This is a genomic window from Nonomuraea sp. C10, assembly GCF_008017515.1.
In the GTDB taxonomy this organism is placed as follows: domain Bacteria; phylum Actinomycetota; class Actinomycetes; order Streptosporangiales; family Streptosporangiaceae; genus Nonomuraea; species Nonomuraea ferruginea.
In genome coordinates this window covers 815,068-834,845 of record NZ_VPFF01000003.1, presented here as the reverse complement: position 1 = coordinate 834,845, position 19,778 = coordinate 815,068, and the positions used below count along the sequence as shown (strand labels likewise).

At 71.4% G+C, this 19,778-nt stretch carries 18 protein-coding genes; 12 read left to right on the top strand and 6 right to left on the bottom strand.

Going from position 1 to position 19,778, the window contains the following annotated elements:
* Nucleotides 1-56: 56 nt before the first annotated feature.
* A complete protein-coding gene (locus tag FR742_RS35380) occupies nucleotides 57-1,193 on the bottom strand; it encodes a hypothetical protein (protein ID WP_148035643.1) in 1,137 nt (378 codons plus the stop codon).
* Nucleotides 1,190-1,591 carry a peptidase inhibitor family I36 protein gene (locus tag FR742_RS35375; RefSeq protein WP_187281525.1) on the bottom strand — a complete coding sequence of 134 codons (402 nt, stop codon included), beginning with the start codon at nucleotides 1,589-1,591 and terminating at the stop codon, nucleotides 1,190-1,192. The genes FR742_RS35380 and FR742_RS35375 overlap by 4 nt, the downstream gene beginning before the upstream one ends.
* A 160-nt stretch (nucleotides 1,592-1,751) precedes the next feature.
* Here FR742_RS35375 and FR742_RS35370 point away from each other — a divergent pair, with 160 nt between their 5' ends.
* Complete coding sequence (locus tag FR742_RS35370; protein ID WP_148035641.1) at nucleotides 1,752-2,714, top strand: GlxA family transcriptional regulator; 963 nt, start codon at nucleotides 1,752-1,754, stop codon at nucleotides 2,712-2,714.
* Nucleotides 2,714-3,337, top strand: a complete 624-nt coding sequence (locus FR742_RS35365) for a DJ-1/PfpI family protein (protein ID WP_148035640.1) — start codon at nucleotides 2,714-2,716, stop codon at nucleotides 3,335-3,337. Before FR742_RS35370 ends, FR742_RS35365 begins: the two co-directional genes overlap by 1 nt.
* Here FR742_RS35365 and FR742_RS35360 read toward each other — a convergent pair.
* From FR742_RS35360 to FR742_RS35350, 3 genes are read right to left on the bottom strand one after another with little or no spacing between them, the layout of a single operon-like run.
* On the bottom strand, nucleotides 3,326-4,096 hold the full coding sequence (locus tag FR742_RS35360) for an SDR family NAD(P)-dependent oxidoreductase (RefSeq protein ID WP_148035639.1): 771 nt from the start codon (nucleotides 4,094-4,096) through the stop codon (nucleotides 3,326-3,328). The genes FR742_RS35365 and FR742_RS35360 overlap by 12 nt on opposite strands.
* Nucleotides 4,093-5,109, bottom strand: a complete 1,017-nt coding sequence (locus FR742_RS35355) for an aldose 1-epimerase family protein (protein WP_261808960.1) — start codon at nucleotides 5,107-5,109, stop codon at nucleotides 4,093-4,095. The genes FR742_RS35360 and FR742_RS35355 overlap by 4 nt, the downstream gene beginning before the upstream one ends.
* Nucleotides 5,106-6,191: a DUF4185 domain-containing protein gene (locus tag FR742_RS35350; protein ID WP_261808959.1), complete on the bottom strand. Its 1,086-nt coding sequence runs from the start codon at nucleotides 6,189-6,191 to the stop codon at nucleotides 5,106-5,108. The genes FR742_RS35355 and FR742_RS35350 overlap by 4 nt, the downstream gene beginning before the upstream one ends.
* A gap of 182 nt (nucleotides 6,192-6,373) precedes the next feature.
* Here FR742_RS35350 and FR742_RS35345 point away from each other — a divergent pair, with 182 nt between their 5' ends.
* The 4 genes from FR742_RS35345 to FR742_RS35330 all read left to right on the top strand — a co-directional run bounded on the left by FR742_RS35345 (nucleotide 6,374) and on the right by FR742_RS35330 (nucleotide 11,617).
* A complete protein-coding gene (locus FR742_RS35345; protein WP_148035637.1) occupies nucleotides 6,374-7,984 on the top strand; it encodes an ABC-F family ATP-binding cassette domain-containing protein in 1,611 nt (536 codons plus the stop codon).
* Between the two features lie 92 nt (nucleotides 7,985-8,076).
* Complete coding sequence (locus tag FR742_RS35340; protein ID WP_148035636.1) at nucleotides 8,077-8,874, top strand: hypothetical protein; 798 nt, start codon at nucleotides 8,077-8,079, stop codon at nucleotides 8,872-8,874.
* A 117-nt stretch (nucleotides 8,875-8,991) separates the two neighbouring features.
* Nucleotides 8,992-10,440 carry a sigma-70 family RNA polymerase sigma factor gene (locus FR742_RS35335; protein WP_148035635.1) on the top strand — a complete coding sequence of 483 codons (1,449 nt, stop codon included), beginning with the start codon at nucleotides 8,992-8,994 and terminating at the stop codon, nucleotides 10,438-10,440.
* Between the two features lie 70 nt (nucleotides 10,441-10,510).
* Nucleotides 10,511-11,617, top strand: coding sequence for a C40 family peptidase (locus tag FR742_RS35330; protein ID WP_148035634.1), 1,107 nt, complete (start codon nucleotides 10,511-10,513; stop codon nucleotides 11,615-11,617).
* Nucleotide 11,618: 1 nt separating this feature from the next.
* Here FR742_RS35330 and FR742_RS35325 read toward each other — a convergent pair whose 3' ends face one another.
* Entirely contained in the window at nucleotides 11,619-12,107 is a 489-nt protein-coding gene (locus tag FR742_RS35325; protein WP_148035633.1) for an inorganic diphosphatase, read from the bottom strand.
* A gap of 87 nt (nucleotides 12,108-12,194) precedes the next feature.
* Between FR742_RS35325 and dacB the strand changes: the two genes are divergently transcribed.
* The 6 genes from dacB to folE all read left to right on the top strand — a co-directional run bounded on the left by dacB (nucleotide 12,195) and on the right by folE (nucleotide 19,764).
* Nucleotides 12,195-13,604: a D-alanyl-D-alanine carboxypeptidase/D-alanyl-D-alanine-endopeptidase gene (gene dacB / locus FR742_RS35320; RefSeq protein WP_148035632.1), complete on the top strand. Its 1,410-nt coding sequence runs from the start codon at nucleotides 12,195-12,197 to the stop codon at nucleotides 13,602-13,604.
* 555 nt (nucleotides 13,605-14,159) lie between these two features.
* On the top strand, nucleotides 14,160-15,236 hold the full coding sequence (locus FR742_RS35315; protein WP_187281524.1) for a zinc-dependent metalloprotease: 1,077 nt from the start codon (nucleotides 14,160-14,162) through the stop codon (nucleotides 15,234-15,236).
* Nucleotides 15,237-15,388: 152 nt separating this feature from the next.
* The gene (tilS, locus tag FR742_RS35310) at nucleotides 15,389-16,381 is read left to right on the top strand and encodes a tRNA lysidine(34) synthetase TilS (protein ID WP_148035631.1); all 993 of its coding nucleotides are present in this window, start codon (nucleotides 15,389-15,391) and stop codon (nucleotides 16,379-16,381) included.
* Nucleotides 16,382-16,391: 10 nt separating this feature from the next.
* Nucleotides 16,392-16,943, top strand: coding sequence for a hypoxanthine phosphoribosyltransferase (gene hpt / locus FR742_RS35305; protein WP_222709231.1), 552 nt, complete (start codon nucleotides 16,392-16,394; stop codon nucleotides 16,941-16,943).
* Nucleotides 16,944-17,194: 251 nt separating this feature from the next.
* Nucleotides 17,195-19,189, top strand: coding sequence for an ATP-dependent zinc metalloprotease FtsH (gene ftsH, locus FR742_RS35300; protein ID WP_148035630.1), 1,995 nt, complete (start codon nucleotides 17,195-17,197; stop codon nucleotides 19,187-19,189).
* Nucleotides 19,186-19,764: a GTP cyclohydrolase I FolE gene (gene folE, locus FR742_RS35295; protein ID WP_148035629.1), complete on the top strand. Its 579-nt coding sequence runs from the start codon at nucleotides 19,186-19,188 to the stop codon at nucleotides 19,762-19,764. Before ftsH ends, folE begins: the two co-directional genes overlap by 4 nt.
* Nucleotides 19,765-19,778 lie beyond the last annotated feature (14 nt).

Genomic DNA, 19,778 nt, shown 5'->3' with positions numbered 1-19,778 from the left:
CGTACGTCGGCCCTGCCATACACCGGTCCGGCCGCTCCGCCGGTGTTTCCCGGCGTCTACCTCGTTCTGGCCGAGTTGGGGCGGTGACGTTTGGGCTTCGCCGTCTTTGCGGAGCCGTGGCGCCTTACCGGTTTGGCCGTGTGACGTTGCAGGAGGGTGGTGGCTCGCTGGACGCGCTCGTTCAGGTCGGCGCGCAGGAGGGCGAAGCGGCCCGCGTGCTTGTGGACGAGCGCCCGCTGGAGCGCGGCGTCGGCCGCGAACCAGCGGGCCACCAGCCCCGACGACCACTTGCACACGACGTCGGCCACGGCCGTGCGCTTCTCGTCGGCGCTGATCGCGCGCTTGTCGAGGTCCCACCGGGGATCGCCGATCGCCGCCTCCGGTGACGGGTACGGGTGTCCCGCGTCCCGCATGCAGGCCACCCATCCCGTGATCGCCTCACGGACCTCGGGCCGTGTCGAGGAGCGTTCTAGGGTACGCGTGTCCCGCTGGGCCAGCCAGTCCCACGGAGCCCGCTCCGAAGGCGCGAGCCGCTCCGCCGCCCGCCCCTCGCACCAGGGCAGCATGTACAGATGACGGCGAGTCTTCTCGCCCCGCCGAGCCTCCCCCGAACGGCCGTCCCTCCGCGCCGCACCCGAGCGGCCGGTCGTCTCGGCCTGGCGGGCCGCACCGGAGCGGCCGGTCACCTCGCTCCGGCGGACCTTCCCCGAGCGGCCGGTCGTTTCGGCCGTGCGTGTCTTTCCCGAGCCGACCTGGCGGACCGTACCTGAGCGGTCGGTGGTTTCGGTGGTACGGGTCTTCCTGGAGCTGCTGGTCGTTTCGGAGCGGTCGGTCCGGCGGGTTTTCCCCGCGCCGTCGGTCTTCCCAGGCTCGGCCGGTTCGTCGGTGGTGGGGAGGTGGTAGCCGAAGCGGTGGGCCTGGTCGTGGTCCACGACGCCGTAGCGGCGGGAGTTGCGCGGGTCGGGCGGGGCCGGCAGGAGCCGGCGGGAGATGCCGCGGCGCTTGAGGCAGCGGGAGACCAGCGAACGGTGGGCGGTGTCGAGCAGCGCCCGCTGGCCCGGCGTGGGCTTGTAGGCGTCGAACGGCAGCAACAGGTCCTCGGCCGAGGCGACGGCGGGCTCCTCCGGGAGCGGCGCGTGCGTGCACCCGGCCGCCAGCGACAGCGCCAGACCCAGGGCGAGGAGCCGGTTCACCGGCACCAGATGTCGAGCGAGCTGACGCGGTTGTTGCCGATGGCGTTGTTGGCCAGGAAACCGTCGCCCGTGGCGTGGTCCAGCGTGCTGTGGGCGCCGGTGAAGTGGGGGTTCTGCCAGAGCGTCACCGGGCAGCCGAGCCGGTTTCTCGCCGAGCTGGTCGCGTTGTCCATGGTGTGCCAGGAGTCGGTGTAGTCCCATTTCAACCACGTGTCGTCGGCCAAGTTGGTGTCGTCGTGGACGAAGTCGCGCCAGAGGTCGACCTGGCTGCGGTTGAACGCGAAGCCCGCGTACAGGCAGACCCGGCCCTGGAAGCAGGCCCCGCCCGGGCTCGCCTCCGCCACGCCGGGGACGATCAGGGCGAGCAGGACGGCGGCCACGACGGTGGACAGCCTCAAGAGGACCTCCTTGGTCAGTGCGTTCCCGGGGATGTCGCTAACCTAGCGTGCGCGTACGCATACTCCAGGTCATGGCGCGTGTCTTCCGGTAAAGCCGATGGCGTAATCCGCAATGGTCGTGTCATTGACGCCCCGAAGGCCCGGCCCAAGCATGGAAGCCATGAAGAGGCGGATCGTCCTGGTGGTCTACGAGGGCTTCCAGCTGCTCGACCTGGCGGGCCCCGCCGACGTGTTCGCGGCGGCGGACCTGGTGACGAGGGGGGGCTACCAGGTCGAGGTGACGGCGCCGATGGCGGGCCCGGTGGCCGCGCAGCACGGCGTCGAGGTCGCCGTGCGGACGCCCCTGCGCGAGGTCGGCGGGCCGATCGACACGCTCGTCGTCGCCGGGGGCATGACCACGATGACGCACGCCCGCGACCCGGAGACGCTGGAGGAGATCGTCAGGCTGTCGCGGGCGGCCCGCCGCACCGCGTCCGTGTGCAGCGGCGCGTTCCTGCTGGCCGCGGCGGGGCTGCTCGACGGCCGGCGGGCCACCACTCACTGGCTGGTCGCCGACAAGCTCGGCGCGTGGTACCCCGGGGTCACGGTCCAGCCGGACGCGATCTACATCCGCGACGGCCACCTCTGGACCTCGGCCGGGGTCAGCGCCGGCGTGGACCTGGCGCTCGCGCTGGTGGCCGACGACCACGGTCACGAGCTGGCCCGGCGGGTGGCCTGCGGGCTGGTCGTCTACCTGCACAGGCCCGGCGGGCAGAGCCAGTTCAGCATGCCGATGAGCCTCCCCGCCCCGCGCGACGAGTCGCTGCGCGAACTGCAGGCGTTCATCGACGCGAACCCGGCCGCCGACCTGAGCGTGCCCGCGCTGGCCAGGCGCGCCGGGATGAGCGAGCGCCACTTCTCCCGCGTCTTCACCGAGCAGACCGGGACGTCTCCGGGCAGGTACGTCGAGCGCAGCCGCGCCGACACCGCCCGGCGGCTGCTGGAGATCACCGACCATCCGCTGGACCGGGTGGCCCGGGAGTCGGGGCTGGGCCGGCCGGAGACGCTCTACCGCGTCTTCCGCCGTCACCTGCGCGTCTCGCCCGGCGACTACCGCCGCCGGTTCCACACCAAGGAGAGTTGATGCACGTCGCCATCCCCCTCTACGACCGGTTCACCGCGCTGGACGCCGTCGGACCGTACACCGTGCTGGCGTTCGCGCCCGGCTGGACCGTCACCTTCGTCGCGGCCGAGCCGGGACCGGTGACCGACGACCGGGGTCAGCTGAGCATCGCCGCCACCGCCGGCTACGAGGAGGTGCCGAGGCCCGACGTGATCGTGGTGCCGGGCGGCATCGGCACCTTCGAAGCGCTCGCCGACGAGGCCCTGGTCGGCTGGATCCGCGAGGCCGACGCGCACACCCGCTGGACCACCTCGGTGTGCAGCGGCTCGCTCCTGCTGGGCGCGGCGGGGCTGCTGCGCGGGCGCCGGGCGACCAGCCACTGGGCGGTCACCGGCTTCCTGGCCGACACGGGCGCGCGGGCGGTCACCGAGCGGGTGGTGGTCGACGGCAAGATCGTCACCGCCGCCGGGGTGTCGGCCGGGATCGACATGGCGCTCACCCTGCTCGGCCAGGCCGCCGACACCGAGACCGCCGAGGCCGTGCAGCTCGTCATCGAGTACGACCCGGACCCGCCGTTCGACGCCGGGGCGATCGGGAAGGCCTCCGACGCGCTGCGCGAGCGCGCGGCGGCCCTACTCCGGTAGCGCCGCCGGGTTCCTGGCCAGCAGGCCGCCGTCCACGCGGTGCTCCGCCCCGGTGATGAACGACGAGCGCGGGCCCGCCAGGAACGCGACCAGCTCCGCCACCTCCTCCGGCCGGGCCACCCGGCCGAGCGGGTGCGCGGCGCCCCACCGCGCCACCTGCTCGTCCTGCGACAGCTCGCCGCGCCACAGGTCGGCCGCCCAGCGCAGCATCGGGGTGTCGACCGAGCCGGGGCAGACCGCGTTCACCCGGACGCCCTGACCGGCGTGGTCCAGCGCCATCGCCCTGACCAGCCCGTTCAGCGCCGACTTGCTGGCCGTGTAGGCGGCCACCTGGGTCTGGGAGGCGAACGCCTGCACCGACGAGACCACCACGATCGAGCCGCCGCCGCGCTCGGCGAGCCGGGGCACGGCCGCCTTGCAGGTCAGGTAGACGCCCTTGAGGTTGACGTCCAGGACCTCGTCCCAGACCTCCTCCGGGGTGTCGACCACGGTGCCGTAGCGCTGCACGCCCGCGCAGGTCACCACCACGTCCAGGCCGCCGTGGCGGCTCACGGCCAGCTCCACCAGGTCGCGCATGCCGGCGGCGCTGCGCACGTCGGCGACCACGCCGGTGACCCGCTCGCCCTCGACCGCCGCCCCCTCGTCGGCGCCGCAGAACACCACCGACGCGCCGCCCGCGGCCAGCCGGTCCACGACCGCCCGGCCGATGCCCATGGACCCGCCGGTGACCAGCGCCACCTTGCCGTCGAACTCACTCACGCCAGCACCTCCGCACGCATCGACAGGGCCCTGGTCCCGCCCGGCCCCAGGGCGAGGGCGGTCCCGTTGGCGACCGCCGCCGCCAGCCCGTCGGTCGGCATGCTGGAGAACGGCTCCAGCCCGACCGTGTACGCCCGGCCCCACCAGGGATATCCGGTGGTGGCGCCGAGCTCCTGCCACAGCCACAGATAGGGCAGCACCTCGGCGTCCCACTCCACCCGCAGCCCGATGTCCGCCATGATCTCGTACCGGCCGGTCTCGAACCCGGTCAGGTAGACGATGTCGCTGGGCGCGCCCCGTTCGGGGATCACGCTCAGGTCGACCTCGCCGCCGCCGTCGGCGGGCACGACCGGCCAGTCCCACGGCCCGCCCGCCTTCACCCTGCGCCCCTCCGGGTTGATGGCGCTCTCGTGCGGGATCACCCGCACGCCGTCGGGCAGCCGGATCCTGGCTCCCGGCCGCAGGAACGGCATCCCGTACACCAGGTGCTGCCCCCACATGGCGTGCAGGGTGAGGCCGGACTCGTTGGCGGCCCGCCCGTCGATCTCCAGCGCGGCGGTGCCCGACCGCAGGCGGAGCGTCCGTTCCAGCCGGTACGGCAGCCGCCTGGTCCGTACCGAGAGCCGGATCGCGACCTCGCGCTCGGAGTCGGCCACGACCTCGTACTCCCACGGCAGCCCGGACACCTCGCCGTGCTGCGCCAGCCGGGCGCCCCGGTACTCGCTGGGCGCGCCGCCGTTGGGGAAGACCTCCTGCCAGCCGCCCTCGTAGTGGTCGACGAACTGGGCCACGTCGTCGGCCGCGCCGTGCAGGTGCTCGCGCGGGTCGCGCAGGCCCTGCGGGGAGAGCCAGACGAAGTCGGTGTCGGTGGGCTTGTGCAGGAACTCGACCACGTCGCCGCCCTTGCCGGGCAGCACGGTCACGCGGAGCAGCTCGTTCTCCAGCGTGACCGCGCGGAGCCCGCCCACGCTGCCGTGGCGCAGGCGGGCTCCCCAGTTGCGGTTGATCGTCATCCGAATCTCACGTCGATGAACCTGGGCCGGTAGATCGACACGTCCCGGTAGTGGTCGGTGTTGACGAAGCTGTTGACGTTGTACGAGACGACCAGCCCGTCGCCGTCGACGGCGGGGTGGGCGTGGGCGTTGTAGGTGAAGATGTTCCCGCCCGTCTCGGGGGTGGTGTAGAGGAGCTGCTTGCCGGTGAACGGGCCGGTGGGGGAGCACGACGAGTACGCCACGATCCGCGCGCTGAGCACCTCGGTGGTGTCGTGCGTGATGAGCACGTAGCCGTCGCCGATCTTGGTCACGCTGTACTCGTTGGCCACGCCGTCCATGACGCGGGCCGAGTCCGCCTCGTCGGGCGACCAGGTGCCGTCGGCGGTCAGGAACTCCCAGGCGCCGAGCAGGCTGTCGCCCTTGACCCTGGCGACGTGCATGTACTTGGGCGAGCCGTGGTCCTCCACCCCGTAGACGTACGTGTGACGGCCGTCCTTGAGTATGCCGGAGGCCCAGGCGACGCCGTTGCCCGACGGCAGGTCGTGCACGCTGAGCGGCCAGTCGAGCCTGCCCTGGGGGAACCTGGCCACCACGTTGCGGTGCCAGCGCCAGTCCCACGCACCCGGGCCGAAGCGCTCGTACTCCTGGTAGGTCACCTCGACGATGCCGCCGGCCAGCGTCACGTCGCCGGCCCAGTACCAGTGGTTCTGGTCGCGGGGCGGCATCACGGCCTTCGGGGCCTGGCTCGTGCCGCCGGTGATGGTGCGCAGCCGGCCGTCGCGCTCGACGGCGAAGGAGTTGTTCAGGAAGACGGTCGTGCCGCCCTCCTCGACCACCGGGGGCCGGGAGCCGTCGGGGTTGACCTGGCCCAGGAAGGTGTCGGAGAACACCCACAGCTCGCGCCCGTTGGGCAGGCGGACCGAGTAGGTGCCGTCGGCGCCGGTCCAGTCGTCGAGCCGGCTGTTGTCGTCGCCGTAGGTGGTGAAGAGCGTGGTCAGCCGCTGGTTGACCGAGGAGCCCTGGAAGGCGGGGGCGCAGTCGGATGCGGCCGCGGCGACGGGCTGGGGGAGGGCGGTGAGGGTGGACAGGGCGAGTACCAAGGAAAAGAGTGCTGCTCTGAGTCGCGCCATGACACGTCCTAGGGGTGGGGGTTCCCTACAGTTCTAGTCATCAGATCACTTACTGTCTAGACCTCACGCCGCCGGGAGGACCCGGTGAAAACGGGGTGCTGGGCCGTCATACCGGCAGGTACCCTCCACAAGGACCTAGGAGGGGAATTGTCGTGGGACACGTCGAGGTCGCTCACCTGACGTACGTGCTGCCCGACGGGCGGCCGTTGCTCGACGACGTGTCGTTCCGGATCGGCGAGGGCGTCAAGGCCGCGCTGGTGGGGCCCAACGGGGCCGGGAAGACCACGCTCATGCGGTTGATCGCGGGCGATCTGCGGCCGGTCGAGGGAGGCGTGGTGTCCTCCGGCGGGCTGGGCGTGATGCGGCAGTTCATCGGGAGCGTCCGCGACGGCAGCAACGTGCACGACCTGCTGCTGAGCGTGGCGCCGCCCGCCGTGCGGCAGGCCGCCGAGCGGCTCGAACAGGCCGAGCTCGTCATGATGGAGCGCGACGACGAGAAGACGCAGCTCCGCTACGCCCAGGCCATCAGCGACTACACCGACGCGGGCGGGTACGAGATCGAGGTCCTGTGGGACACGTGCACGGTCGCCGCACTGGGTGTTCCGTACGATCGCGTGAAATATCGGGATGTGGCCACGTTGTCCGGCGGCGAGCAGAAGCGGCTGGTGCTGGAGGCGCTGCTGCGCGGCCCCGACCAGACCCTGCTGCTCGACGAGCCCGACAACTACCTCGACGTGCCCGGCAAGGAGTGGCTGGAGCAGCAGCTCCGCGAGACGTCCAAGACCGTGCTGCTGGTCAGCCACGACCGGCAGCTCCTGGCCAACGCCGCCGACCGGATCGTCACCGTCGAGTCGGGCAACATCTGGATCCACGGCGGCGGCTTCGGCACGTACGCGGAGGCGCGCAGGGCCAGGAACGCCCGCCTCGACGAGCTGCGGCGGCGCTGGGACGAGGAGCACGCCAAGCTCAAGGCCCTGGTCAACATGCTGAAGAACAAGGCCCGCTACAACGACGGCATGGCCGCCGCCTACCACGCGGCGCAGACGCGGCTGCGCAAGTTCGAGGAGGCGGGGCCGCCCGAGACGCCGCCGGCCGACCAGAACATCAGCATGCGCCTGCGCGGCGGCCGCACCGGCAAGCGCGCGGTCATCTGCGAAGGGCTGGAGCTGACCGGCCTGATGAAGCCGTTCGACCTGGAGGTCTGGTACGGCGAGCGGGTGGCGGTGCTCGGCTCCAACGGCTCGGGCAAGTCCCACTTCCTGCGGCTGCTGGCCGGCGAGCAGGTCCGCCACAGCGGCGCGGCCCGGCTCGGCGCCCGCGTGGTGCCCGGTCACTTCGCCCAGACGCACGCCCGGCCCGACCTGATCGGCCGCACCCCGGTCGAGATCGTCATGTCCGAGCACGCCAGGCTCAAGAACGAGGCGATGAAGGCGCTGGCCCGCTACGAACTGGCCGGTCTGATCGCCGACCAGCGGTTCGACACGCTGTCGGGCGGCCAGCAGGCCAGGCTGCAGATCCTGCTGCTGGAGCTGTCCGGGTCCACGCTGCTGCTGCTCGACGAGCCGACCGACAACCTCGACCTGGCCAGCGCCGAGGCGTTGCAGGAAGGGCTGGACGCGTTCGACGGCACGGTGGTCGCGGTCACCCACGACCGGTGGTTCGCTGCGGATTTCGATCGCTATTTGGTATTCGGCGCGGATGGCGCGGTTTATGAGGCGCCGGAGCCGGTCTGGGATGAAAAGCGGGTCGTTCGCGCCCGATAGGAAAACAAAGAGCGCGATAGGAAGTCAAAGAGTTGGTACGCCCGGCGCGTGTCAGAGGCCGGACGTGCCCATGAGCGGGTTATCACGGCAAAGTGATCCAGCGTAGCCGAACCGTCAGCCTCCTCGCACTCGGGGCGATCTGCCTCGCCGGATGCTCGTCCGAGGAGCCGACACAGCAGCAGCTCAAACCGCTCACCCTCATGGAACAGGCGTCGAACGTCGTCAAGTCGGGCGACGGGTACGCCGTGACCTGGGCCGCCGTCCTGGCCAACGGCAACCCGTGGCACTTCGGCGAGCACGTCGTGGCCAGTGTCGTCGGCAAGGACGCCGGAGGCCGCGAGGTCTTCAGGATGGACCAGCCGCTGGACGCCGTGCCGCCGGGCGGCTCCCTGACCTTCACCGGCCAGGGCACCGCCACCGCGAAGCCGGCCAAGGTCAGCGTCGACTACCGGCCCGCCCAGTGGCGGCAGGCGGCCCGGGTGCCCTCGGCCTTCCGGCCGTTCCCGGCGTCGCGGGTGCAGACGATGCGCCAGAAGGACGGCTCGTACCTCATCACGGGCTACGTCGCGAACCCGTACCAGTTGCCCGCCAGCAGCCTGGTGGTGAGCGCGCTGCTGCGCGACGGCGCCGGCAAGCTGCTCGGCGGCGGCAGCACGTTCGTGGACGACGTGCAGGCGGGCCGGCCGCCGCGGTTCATCCTGACCGTGGCCGGGCTGCCGCCGGGGACGAAGGTGGGCAGGACCGAGGTGGTCGCCCGTACCTGGGGGTCGACCGCGCGCCCGTACGAGGAACTGGCGATGGGCGGCGTGATGCCGCTGCACACCGTCAAGCCGAAGACCGCGCCGTTCCAGACGGACCGCGGGAGCGAGGTGACGTCGGGCTCGGAGTAAGCAAAAGGGGTTATTCCCGGCGAATCTGTTACATTTTTCTGGCTTGCCCATGACAAGAGATGTGTATCGCGCGGAATCGGTAGAACTACAAGTTACGACTCCATTACATTCGGTGATATGAATGACCGCGTCCTGGTCGAAGCCCTGCGCGCCGGCGACCCCGGCGCACTCGCCGCGCTCTACGACGCGCACGCCGAGAGCGTCTACCGCTACTGCCGATGCCTTCTCCGCGACGCCGACAGCGCCCAGGTCGCCCTGCGCGACGCGCTGATCGCGGCGGAGGCGCACGCCGGCTTGCTGGCCGACCCCGGCATGCTCCGTCCCTGGCTGTACGCGCTGGCCAGGAGCGAGTGCCGGCGCCGCCGGATCGCCGGGCCGCAGGCCGCCGGCGAAGCGCTCGCCGGCGCGCCGGAGCCGGCCGATCCAGCCGACGCCGACCTGCGGATCATGGCCTGGAACGCGGTCCAGAGCCTGCCCGCCGCCGACCGCGAGGTGCTGGAGCTGGACACCCGCCACGGGCTGTCCGCCGCCGGGCTCGCCGCCGTGCTGGGCATCCCCGCGCGCCGGCTCGACGCCGTCCGCGAGCAGGCCCGCGACCGGCTGCGCGACGCGGTCACCGCCGAGATCCTCGCCATGAAGGGCCCGTACGACTGCCCGCGCCGGGCCCGCATCCTCACCGGGTTCACCGGTGAGCTGACACCCGACATGCGCGAGCACCTGGTGCGCCACCTCGCCCGGTGCGAGACCTGCGCGCCGCACCGCAGCCGGCAGGTGTCGGCGGCGAAGGTGTTCGAGCTGCTGCCGCAGGTCACGCTCCCGGAGTCGCTCAGGGTGCGGGTGCTGAGCTGCTTCGTCGACCCGGAGCTGTTCCTCTACCGCCGCTACGTCGCCAGGCGCTCGCAGGCGCTGGACGGCGCCGGGTTTCCCCTGCCCGGCGACCGGAAGCCGCGCGTATGGCCTCGGGCGGTGGCGTGCACGGTGGCGGCGGTCACGACCCTGGTGGCGATAGCGGGCATCTTCGAGTACTTCGGGAAGGAGGTCGGCGGCCTGCCCGGCGTCGCCACCGCGGCGTTCCCGCCGGAAGGCAAGCCGCCCGTCCTCCCGTGGCGGCGGGCCGAGGCGGACGCCACCGCCGGACCGGAGCTCGGCCGCACCGCCGGCCTGCCGCTGGACGTCGCCCGCGTCACCCCGCGGGCCCGGCTGATCTCGCCGGCCACGGAGACCACCCGCCTGCTCCCCACCGTCGGCGGCCTGCCGACCACGTGGCCCGACGTCGAGCCCACGTGGAGCACCCACGACCCCGTGCCGTCGCCGCCGCCGGGCGAACCCACGCAGGGGCCCGGCGACCCCGGCTCCCACCCGCCCACGCCCGGCCCGACGGCGCAGCCGACCCAGCCCACGGTGCGGCCGACTGTGCGGCCGACGGTGCGGCCGACCAGGCCGACCGTGCACCCCCCACGGCACACGCCGACTCCGACGCCTACCGAGGACCCGGTGCCCACGCCGGTGCCGCAGCCGACCCCGACCGTGTCCCCCGCCCCGCCGCCCACCACCCCGGCGTCCTGACCCTGAGCAAGGGGTGTACGTGGGTCAACGGTAGGGAAGTGTGTGCATAGAGTGACCGCGGGGGGATTCTATGCACGTCCGAGCCGGGATCCTGCTCGCCTGTCTGGCCGTCACCCTCAGCCCGCCGGCACGCGCCGAGCCGGCTCCCCCGTCCCGTGACATCGCCAGGGCGCGGCAGGACGTACGGGCACGAACGCAGGAGCTGGCCAGGGCCGGCGTCGCACTGGCCGAGGCGCAGGCGCGCCTGGAGGAGCTGGCCGCAGAGGCCGGACGCCGGGTGGAGGCCTACAACGGCGAGCTGGTCCGGCTGCGGCGGGCCCAGGAGGCGCACGACCAGGCGCTGACCAGGCTCGCGTCGGCGGACGCCGAGGTGGAGCGCGCCCGGCAGCCCGTGGCGGCGCTGGCCGCGCAGGCGTACGGCGGGATGTGGCGGTCCCACGCGTTCCCCGTCATGGACGGCGGAGACCACGACGGCTACCTGCACCGCGTCGGCACGCTGCGGCAGCTCGGCGGCGAGCGGGCCGCGGTGCTCTCCCGGATGCGCGACGCCCAGACGGTGGCCGCGATCCTGCGCACCCAGGCGGCCCGCGCGCACGCCGCCCGGCAGGCCGCGGCCGACGCCGCCGCGCAGGCCAAGACCGATGCCCAGAAGGCCGTGGCCAGGCAGAGACGCGAGACCAGGACGCTGACGGCCGAGCGCGACACGCTGCAGCGGCGGGTGGACGCCGCCCGCGACCGGGCCGACCTGCTGGCCAGGAAGCGGGCCGGCCGGTTCCGGATCCCGCTGAGCCGCGGGTCCGGGCTCGGCGACCGGGCCGCCAACTGGGCGCTCACCCAGCTTGGCAAGCCCTACCTGTGGGCCGCCGCCGGCCCGGGGAGCTACGACTGCTCAGGTCTGACCATGCGGGCGTGGGAACGGGCCGGCGTGCGGCTCGACCACTGGACCGGCACCCAGTGGACGTCGGGCCCGCACGTCCCGCTGCACCTCCTGCGCCGCGGCGACCTGCTGTTCTTCGGCCACGACAGGAACGACCCGCGCACCATCCACCACGTGGGCATGTACGTCGGGCGCGGGCTGATGGTGCACGCGCCGCAGACCGGCGACGTCGTACGCGTCGCCCCGATCTGGAGGCGGGACCTGGTGGGCGCCACCAGACCCCTCCAGAGAGTGGGATGAATCAGTGGCCGCCGTCCTTGGCGCGCTGGAAGGAGCGCTCGATCTCGGCCTCGGCCTCCATGCGGCCCACCCAGTTGGCGCCCTCGACCGACTTGCCGGGCTCCAGGTCCTTGTAGACCTCGAAGAAGTGCTGGATCTCCAGCCGGTCGAACTCCGCCACGTGGTGGATGTCCTGGATGTGCGCCATGCGCGGGTCGGTCGACGGGACGCAGAGGACCTTGTCGTCGCCGCCCTTCTCGTCGGTCATGCGGAACATGCCCACCGCCCGGCAGGTGATGTAGCAGCCAGGGAACGTCGGCTCCTGCAGCAGCACCAGCGCGTCGAGGGGGTCGCCGTCCTCACCGAGGGTGTTCTCGATGAAGCCGTAGTCGGCGGGGTACTGCGTGGAGGTGAACAACAGCCGGTCAAGCCTGATCTTGCCGGTTTCGTGGTCCACTTCATACTTGTTCCGTTGCCCCTTGGGAATCTCAACGACAACGTCGAACTCCACCGCGGTTCCTCCGCTCGCGCCCCCCGGGATCCCCGGCTGGGCGTTAATGTCTCGTAGGCGAACACCAGGATGAGAGGTCAGGGCGACGTGGCACGGCACGAGCGGTGGGTGATGCTGACCACACTCGTCCTGCTGCAGGTCGTGACCATCGTCACCGGCGTCTACGCGGTTGACAACGACCTCACCCTGAGCGCGCTGACGAGGCAGCCGCCACCGGCAGAGCCGACCGCGCCTCCCGAAGTCCCCGTGGTCACCGCGGGGCCGGTGCTGGCCGGCCTGGCGGCGAGGCCAGGAGACGGACCTCTCCCGACCAAGGGTACTTTGACCCGCAGGCTCACGGATGCGCTGGGTGACCGAGCGCTGGGTGACCGGGTCGGCGCGGTCGTCGTCGACGCCTCCACGGGCGAGCGCGTCTTCGCCGCCAACCCCGACGCCGGCATCGTCCCCGCCTCCACCACCAAGGTCGTCACCAGCGTCGCGGCGCTCGCCTCGCTCGGCCCCGACACCCGCCTGGCCACCCGCGTCGTGCAGGGCGGCGCCCCCGGCGCGATCGTCCTGGTCGGCGGCGGCGACCCGCTGCTCGCCGGTCCCCGGGCCAAGCCGGGCAGCTTCACCGACCAGGCGTCGATGACCACGCTCGCCGCCCGTACCGCCGCCGCGCTCAAGCAGCGGGGAGTCGCCAAGGTCACGCTCTCGTACGACGCCTCGCTCTTCACCGGCCCGGACGTCGGGCCGGGCTGGAAGCCCGGATACATCCCCGACGGGCACGTCGCGCGGGTGCACGCGCTGGCGATCGACGAAGGGCGGCAGAACCCCGGCCAGAACAGCCCTCGCGTCGCCGACCCCTCCCGCCACGCCGCCGACGCCTTCGCGGGGCTGCTGAAGAAGAAGGGGATCACCGTCGCCAAGACGGTCGAACCCGCCCGCGCCCCGGCCGGCGCCGCCGAGCTGGCCAAGGTCGAGTCGGCCCCCGTCTACGCCCTCGTCGAGCACGCGCTCACCTACAGTGACAACGACCTGTCGGAGGCGCTGGCGCGGCACGTGGCGATCAAGGAGGGCCAGCCGGGGTCGTTCGCGGGCGTCGCCAAGGCCGTCCCCCAGGTGCTCCAGCGGGTCGGCGCCGGCGGCGGCATCCAGGTGTACGACGGGAGCGGCCTGTCGACCCGCAACCGCATCAGCGCCGGCGCCATGGCCGGCCTCATCGCCCTCGCCGTCTCGCCCGACCGGCCCGGCCTGCACGCGGTCGCCTCCGGCATGCCCATCGCCGGGTTCACCGGCACGCTCGGCAACGGCCGCCGCTTCACGGGGGCCGACAGCAAGGGGCAGGTCGGGCTGGTGCGCGCCAAGACGGGCACCCTCAACAACGTCAGCACGCTGGCGGGGCTCACCACCAGCAAGGACGGCCGGGTCCTCGCCTTCGCCTTCATGGCCGACAAGGTCCCGGTCTACGCCGAACCGGTCCTCGACCGGCTGGCGGCGATCGTGGCGCGTGCCTGATTGCGATCCGCCAGGATCGCGGTTGTGTTTATTGGCGATCCTTCGGATCGCGGGCTCGTCGCTCAGATCCGGTGCCTTCCCTCGTCGCTCGGTCGCTGTGCTTATGGCGATCCTGCGGATCGCAGCTCGTCGCTCAGACCCGGCGTCTTCCCTCGTCGCTCGGTCGCTTCGCTCCCTCCCTCCTCAGTCCAGACACCGGCGCTCCTCGCGGGGCTCCCTCCCTCCTCAGTCCAGGCACCGGCGCTCCTCGCAAACCTTGGATGTTCTTCCTGCGGATACCGGGACAGCTCCGATGTCGGGACAGCTCCGATGCCGGGACTGCTCCTTGGTCGGGATACCCGGAGGGTTCAGGGCTTTTCGTGGGCTCCCTGCTTCTTCAGTCCAGGCAACTGGGGCTTCTTCGTGGGCTCTCTTCCCCCTCCGTGCAGGTACCGGGGGGTTCTCGTGGGCTCTCTATCTCCTGAGGCCAGGCACCTGGGGTTCTTTCCTTGGTTGGGGGGAGCTGGGTTCGGGGCTTCTTCGCGGGGTTGGGCGGAAGCACGTACGGTGGTGGGTATGCAGGTGATCGACTGGGATCTGGCCGTCTCGACCGGCACGCGTCTGGTGCGCCCCGGTCCTCAAGTAACCCGCGAGGAGGCCAGGCAGGCCGTCGCCGAGCTCCGTACGCTGTCGCGCGAGGCCGAAGGGCACGTGCGCGAGTTCACCAAGATCGATGCTGAGACCGCGCCGCAGGCGGCGACCGTCGTCGACCGGCCCGGTTGGATCAGGGCCAACGTCGAGGGCTTCCGCGTGGTGCTGGAGCCGCTCACCCAGCGGATGACCAGCGGCGCCAACCGGCCGCCCGCGATCGTCAGCGCCGTGGGCTCCCGGATCACCGGCGTCGAGGTCGGCGCCGTGCTCGCCTTCCTGGCGACGCGGGTGCTCGGTCAGTACGAGCTGTTCCTCCCGCCCGACCCGACCGGCCGCGAGGCCACCGGCCGGCTCACGCTCGTCGCGCCCAACATCGTGCACGCCGAGCGCGAGATGAACGTCAACCCGCACGACTTCCGGCTCTGGGTGTGCCTGCACGAGGAGACGCACCGGGTGCAGTTCACCGGGGTGTCCTGGCTGCGCGAGTACGTGCGCTCGCAGATGACCGAGTTCCTGCTGGCCTCCGACCTCGACCTGCCGACGCTCGTCGAGCGCCTGCGCAACGCGGCCGACACCATCCAGGACGTGGTCAGGGGCGGCGAGGGCAACCTCATCGACGTCATCCAGTCGCCGCAGCAGAAGGAGATCCTCGACCGGCTCACCGCCGTCATGACGCTCGTGGAGGGCCACGGCGACTACGTGATGGACGCGGTGGGGCCCTCGGTGGTGCCGTCGGTGGCCGACATCCGGGCCAAGTTCGCCCAGCGCCGCGAGGGCGGCTCCAAGCTCGACAAGACGATCCGCCGCCTGCTGGGCATCGACCTGAAGATGAAGCAGTACGCGGAGGGTTCCGCCTTCGTCCGCCGGGTGGTGGAGAAGGCCGGCATGGACGGCTTCAACCGAGTCTGGACCTCGCCCAACACGCTGCCGACCCCGGCGGAGATCTCCGACCCGGACGCCTGGGTGCGCCGCGTGATCGGCACCCCGGCCCTCCCCGGCTGACCCCCGTCCAACGCTCGCCCCGGCCGTCCGGGGCGAGCACCACTGAACCCGGCCATTGTCCACGGACGCTCGCCCACGTGGCTGGACGCCGTACACCCCTCACCTCTGTGGACGCCGGACGGGGCTCGTCGCCGTGGCTGGACAATGGTGGTGTGGGACCGCACCCTGCTGTAGCTGATGTCCGCCGGGCTGTGCGTGAGGCGTTGGCCGGGCTGGACGGAGGGTCCACGGTGCTGGCCGCGTGCAGCGGGGGCGCCGACTCGCTCGCGCTGGCCGCCGCGCTCGGGTTCGTCGCGCCGCGCGCCGGGCTGCGCGCGGGGCTGGTCACGGTGGACCACCAGTTGCAGGAAGGCTCGGACGTACGGGCGAGGCGGGTCGCGGAGCTGGCCGGAGAGCTGGGGCTGGAGTCCGGCGAGGTGCTGACCGTCACGGTGGGCACGGCCGGAGGGCCGGAGGCCGCCGCGCGGGAGGCCAGATATCGGGCGCTCGGCGAGGCCGCGGAGCGGGCCGGCGCCGCCGCCGTGCTGCTCGGCCACACCCGCGACGACCAGGCCGAGACCGTGCTGCTCGGGCTGGCCAGGGGGAGCGGCCCACGGTCGCTGGCCGGGATGGCGCCGCGGAGCGGGCTCTACCGCCGCCCCCTGCTCGGCCTCCCGCGCCGCGTCACCGTCGCCGCCTGCGCGGCGCTCGGCCTGAGCCCGTGGGACGACCCGCACAACGACGACCCCCGCTACACCCGGGTCCGGGTGCGCTCGCGGGTCCTTCCCGTACTGGAGAAGGAGCTCGGGCCCGGGGTGGCCGAGGCGCTCGCGCGGACAGCCGGGCTCGCCAGGGACGACGCCGACGCGCTCGACGAGTGGGCTGACACGGTGTATCACGATTGCGCTCTAAGCGATATTTCGGGAAGGCTCACGCTCTCCGTCGAGGCGCTGGAGCGGGTTCCCGCGGCCGTGCGGCGGCGGGTGCTGCGTCGCGCCGCCATCGCCGCCGGGGCGCCGTCCGGGGCGCTCTCGGCGACCCACGTGCACGCCGTGGAACGCCTCGTCACCTCCTGGCGCGGGCAGAAGGCCGTGGACCTACCCGGGCGAGTGTCGGCTGTCCGGCGGTATGGCACCCTGATACTCGCCATCAGCCCCATCCCGTAAGGAACCACAGGTGGACGCAGCCGACATGGGCGAGGACCTCGAGAAGGTCCTCATCGCCGAGGACGAGCTCCAGGGCAAGATCAGGGAGCTGGCCGGTCGGATCGACGAAGACTACGCGGGCAAGGAGCTGCTCCTCGTGGGCGTGCTCAAGGGCGCCGTCATGGTGATGGCCGACCTGGCCAGGGCCCTGCACGTGCCGGTGCAGATGGACTGGATGGCGGTGTCGTCCTACGGCGCCGGCACTAGGTCGTCCGGTGTCGTGCGGGTGCTCAAGGACCTCGACACCGACATCATGAACCGCCACGTGCTGATCGTGGAGGACATCATCGACTCCGGCCTGACCCTCCACTGGCTGCTGGAGAACCTCAAGTCGCGCAACCCGGCCTCGCTGGAGATCTGCGCCGCGCTGCGCAAGCCCGACGCCGTCAAGGTGCCCATCGACGTCAAGTACGTCGGCTTCGACATCCCCAACGAGTTCGTCATCGGCTACGGGCTCGACTACGCCGAGCGTTACCGCAACCTCCCCTTCATCGGCACCCTCGCCACTCACGTCTACACCTAGAGATCGCTTGGATGGCCGTGAACCGCCGGGAACACAGCGGGCCGTGACGTACGTTGGTAGGGCAAGGCCGGTTGTAGCGGGCGGTCCCTCCGCGCGCTTGTCCGGTGTACCTTCTGACGACGGGAGGGTGACCGAGCGTCCCCTCCGGGTAGTCAGAAGTCGCGGCGTCGGGATGCCGCGGCCCCGGGTCCTGCCCGGGGTTCCAGGCCATGGTCAGGGAAGGGACGGGCCCGCCAGGGGTTCCGCATCGGATGGATCTCAAGCGATTTACACGTGGGCCACTGCTGTGGATCCTGGGCATCGTCGTGCTGCTCCTGCTCGTCACCCAATTGTGGAGCGGCGGGGGCAACTTCAAGCAGGCCGACACGTCCACGGTCCTCGAGCAGATTCGCACCGGCAACGTCAGCAACGCGAAGATCATTGACAAGGACCAGCGGATCGAGCTGACGCTCAAGAACGGCATCACGGTCAGGCCCGGCGACCAGCCCACCAAGATGATCCAGTCCGACTGGGTCACCGGCTACGGCGCCAAGCTGACCGACGACCTGCAGGCGCAGGTGCAGGCCGGCAAGACCGACAGCTTCACCACCGAGGTGCCGCAGGAGAACATCCTGCTCAGCATCCTGGTGAGCTTCCTGCCGATCGTCATCATCGTGCTGCTCTTCCTGTTCATCATGAACCAGATGCAGGGCGGCGGCAGCCGGGTGATGAACTTCGGCAAGTCCAAGGCCAAGCTGATCACCAAAGACACTCCCAAGACCACCTTCGCCGACGTCGCGGGCGCCGACGAGGCCATCGAGGAACTCCACGAGATCAAGGACTTCCTCCAGGCCCCGGCCAAGTTCCAGGCGATCGGCGCGAAGATCCCCAAGGGCGTCCTGCTCTACGGCCCGCCCGGCACCGGCAAGACCCTGCTCGCCCGCGCGGTCGCGGGTGAGGCGGGCGTGCCGTTCTACTCGATCTCCGGTTCCGACTTCGTCGAGATGTTCGTCGGCGTCGGCGCCTCCCGCGTGCGCGACCTGTTCGAGCAGGCCAAGGCCAACGCCCCGGCGATCATCTTCATCGACGAGATCGACGCCGTCGGCCGCCACCGCGGCGCCGGCCTGGGCGGCGGTCACGACGAGCGCGAGCAGACGCTCAACCAGCTGCTCGTCGAGATGGACGGCTTCGACGTCAAGGGCGGCGTGATCCTCATCGCCGCGACCAACCGGCCCGACATCCTCGACCCGGCCCTGCTGCGTCCCGGCCGCTTCGACCGTCAGGTCACCGTCGACCGTCCCGACCTGGAGGGCCGCAAGGGCATCCTCAAGGTCCACGGCCGCGGCAAGCCGTTCGCGCCCGACGTCGACCTCGACGTCATCGCGCGCCGGACCCCCGGGTTCACCGGTGCCGACCTGGCCAACGTGATCAACGAGGCCGCGCTGCTCACCGCGCGCGCCGACGAGAAGCTGATCACGATGGACATGCTGGAGGAGTCGATCGACCGGGTCATGGCCGGGCCTGAGCGCAAGACCCGCGTCATGTCCGACAAGGAAAAGAAGATGATCGCCTACCACGAGGGCGGTCACGCGCTGGTGGCGCACGCGCTGCCGAACTCCGACCCGGTCCACAAGATCACGATCTTGTCCCGGGGCCGGGCGCTCGGCTACACGATGACGCTGCCGATGGAAGACAAGTTCCTGGCCACCCGGTCGGAGATGATGGACCAGCTCGCGATGCTGCTGGGCGGCCGCGCGGCGGAGGAGCTCGTCTTCCACGAGCCCACCACCGGCGCCTCCAACGACATCGAGAAGGCCACCGCCGTCGCCCGCCGCATGGTGACCGAGTACGGCATGAGCGAGGCGCTGGGCGCCCGCAAGTTCGGCAGCGGCCAGGCCGAGGTGTTCCTCGGCCGTGAGATGGGCCACGAGCGCGACTACTCCGAGAAGATCGCCTCCACGATCGACGAGGAGGTCCGCCGGATGATCGAGACGGCTCACGACCAGGCGTGGGACATCCTGGTCGAGTACCGCGACGTGCTCGACAACCTGGTGCTCGAACTCATGGAGAAGGAGACCCTCTCCCGCGACATGGTGCTGGAGATCTTCTCTCCGGTGGTCGTCAAAGAGCACCGTCCGTCCTACGCGGGCTACGGCAAACGGCTCCCGTCCGACCGGCCGCCCATCCTGACCCCCAAGGAGCAGTACGGCAACGGCTCGCTCGGACAGGGCCACCAGGGCGCACTGCCTTCCGGAGACACTGCGTGAAAGCGCACGAAGTAGATTTCGGACGGATCGAGAAGGCCGTCCGCGAGATCCTCTACGCCATCGGCGAGGATCCCGACCGCGACGGCCTTCTCGAGACGCCCGCCCGGGTGGCCCGCGCCTACGCGGAGCAGTTCTCGGGCCTCGGGCTGACCCCCGAGGACGTGCTCAACAAGGTCTTCGACGTCGACCACGACGAGATGATCCTGGTCAAGGACATCGAGGTCTACTCGACCTGCGAGCACCACCTCGTCCCGTTCTACGGCCTGGCGCACGTCGGCTATATCCCCAACGAGCACGGCCAGGTCACCGGCCTGTCCAAGCTGGCCAGGCTGGTCGACGTCTACGCGCGCCGGCCGCAGGTGCAGGAGCGGATGACCTCGCAGATCGCCGACGGCATCATGCGGGTGCTGGAGCCGCGCGGCGTGATCGTGGTGGTCGAGGCCGAACACCTGTGCATGACGATGCGTGGTGTACGCAAGCCCGGCGCGAAGACGGTCACCTCGGCCGTCCGCGGCGATTTCCGTACCAGTGACAAGACGCGCGCCGAGGCGATGGCGCTGATCCTGGGGCGCTGACGGCTGGCGGCGCC

Bases quoted from the DNA above. Each gene is read 5' to 3' on its own strand.
- FR742_RS35370 (WP_148035641.1), top strand. From the start codon at position 1,752: ATGAAGAGGCGGATCGTCCTGGTGGTCTACGAGGGCTTCCAGCTGCTC.
- FR742_RS35365 (WP_148035640.1), top strand. From the start codon at position 2,714: ATGCACGTCGCCATCCCCCTCTACGACCGGTTCACCGCGCTGGACGCC.
- FR742_RS35355 (WP_261808960.1), bottom strand. From the start codon at position 5,109: ATGACGATCAACCGCAACTGGGGAGCCCGCCTGCGCCACGGCAGCGTG.
- FR742_RS35335 (WP_148035635.1), top strand. From the start codon at position 8,992: ATGAATGACCGCGTCCTGGTCGAAGCCCTGCGCGCCGGCGACCCCGGC.
- FR742_RS35330 (WP_148035634.1), top strand. From the start codon at position 10,511: ATGCACGTCCGAGCCGGGATCCTGCTCGCCTGTCTGGCCGTCACCCTC.
- FR742_RS35315 (WP_187281524.1), top strand. From the start codon at position 14,160: ATGCAGGTGATCGACTGGGATCTGGCCGTCTCGACCGGCACGCGTCTG.
- ftsH (WP_148035630.1), top strand. From the start codon at position 17,195: ATGGATCTCAAGCGATTTACACGTGGGCCACTGCTGTGGATCCTGGGC.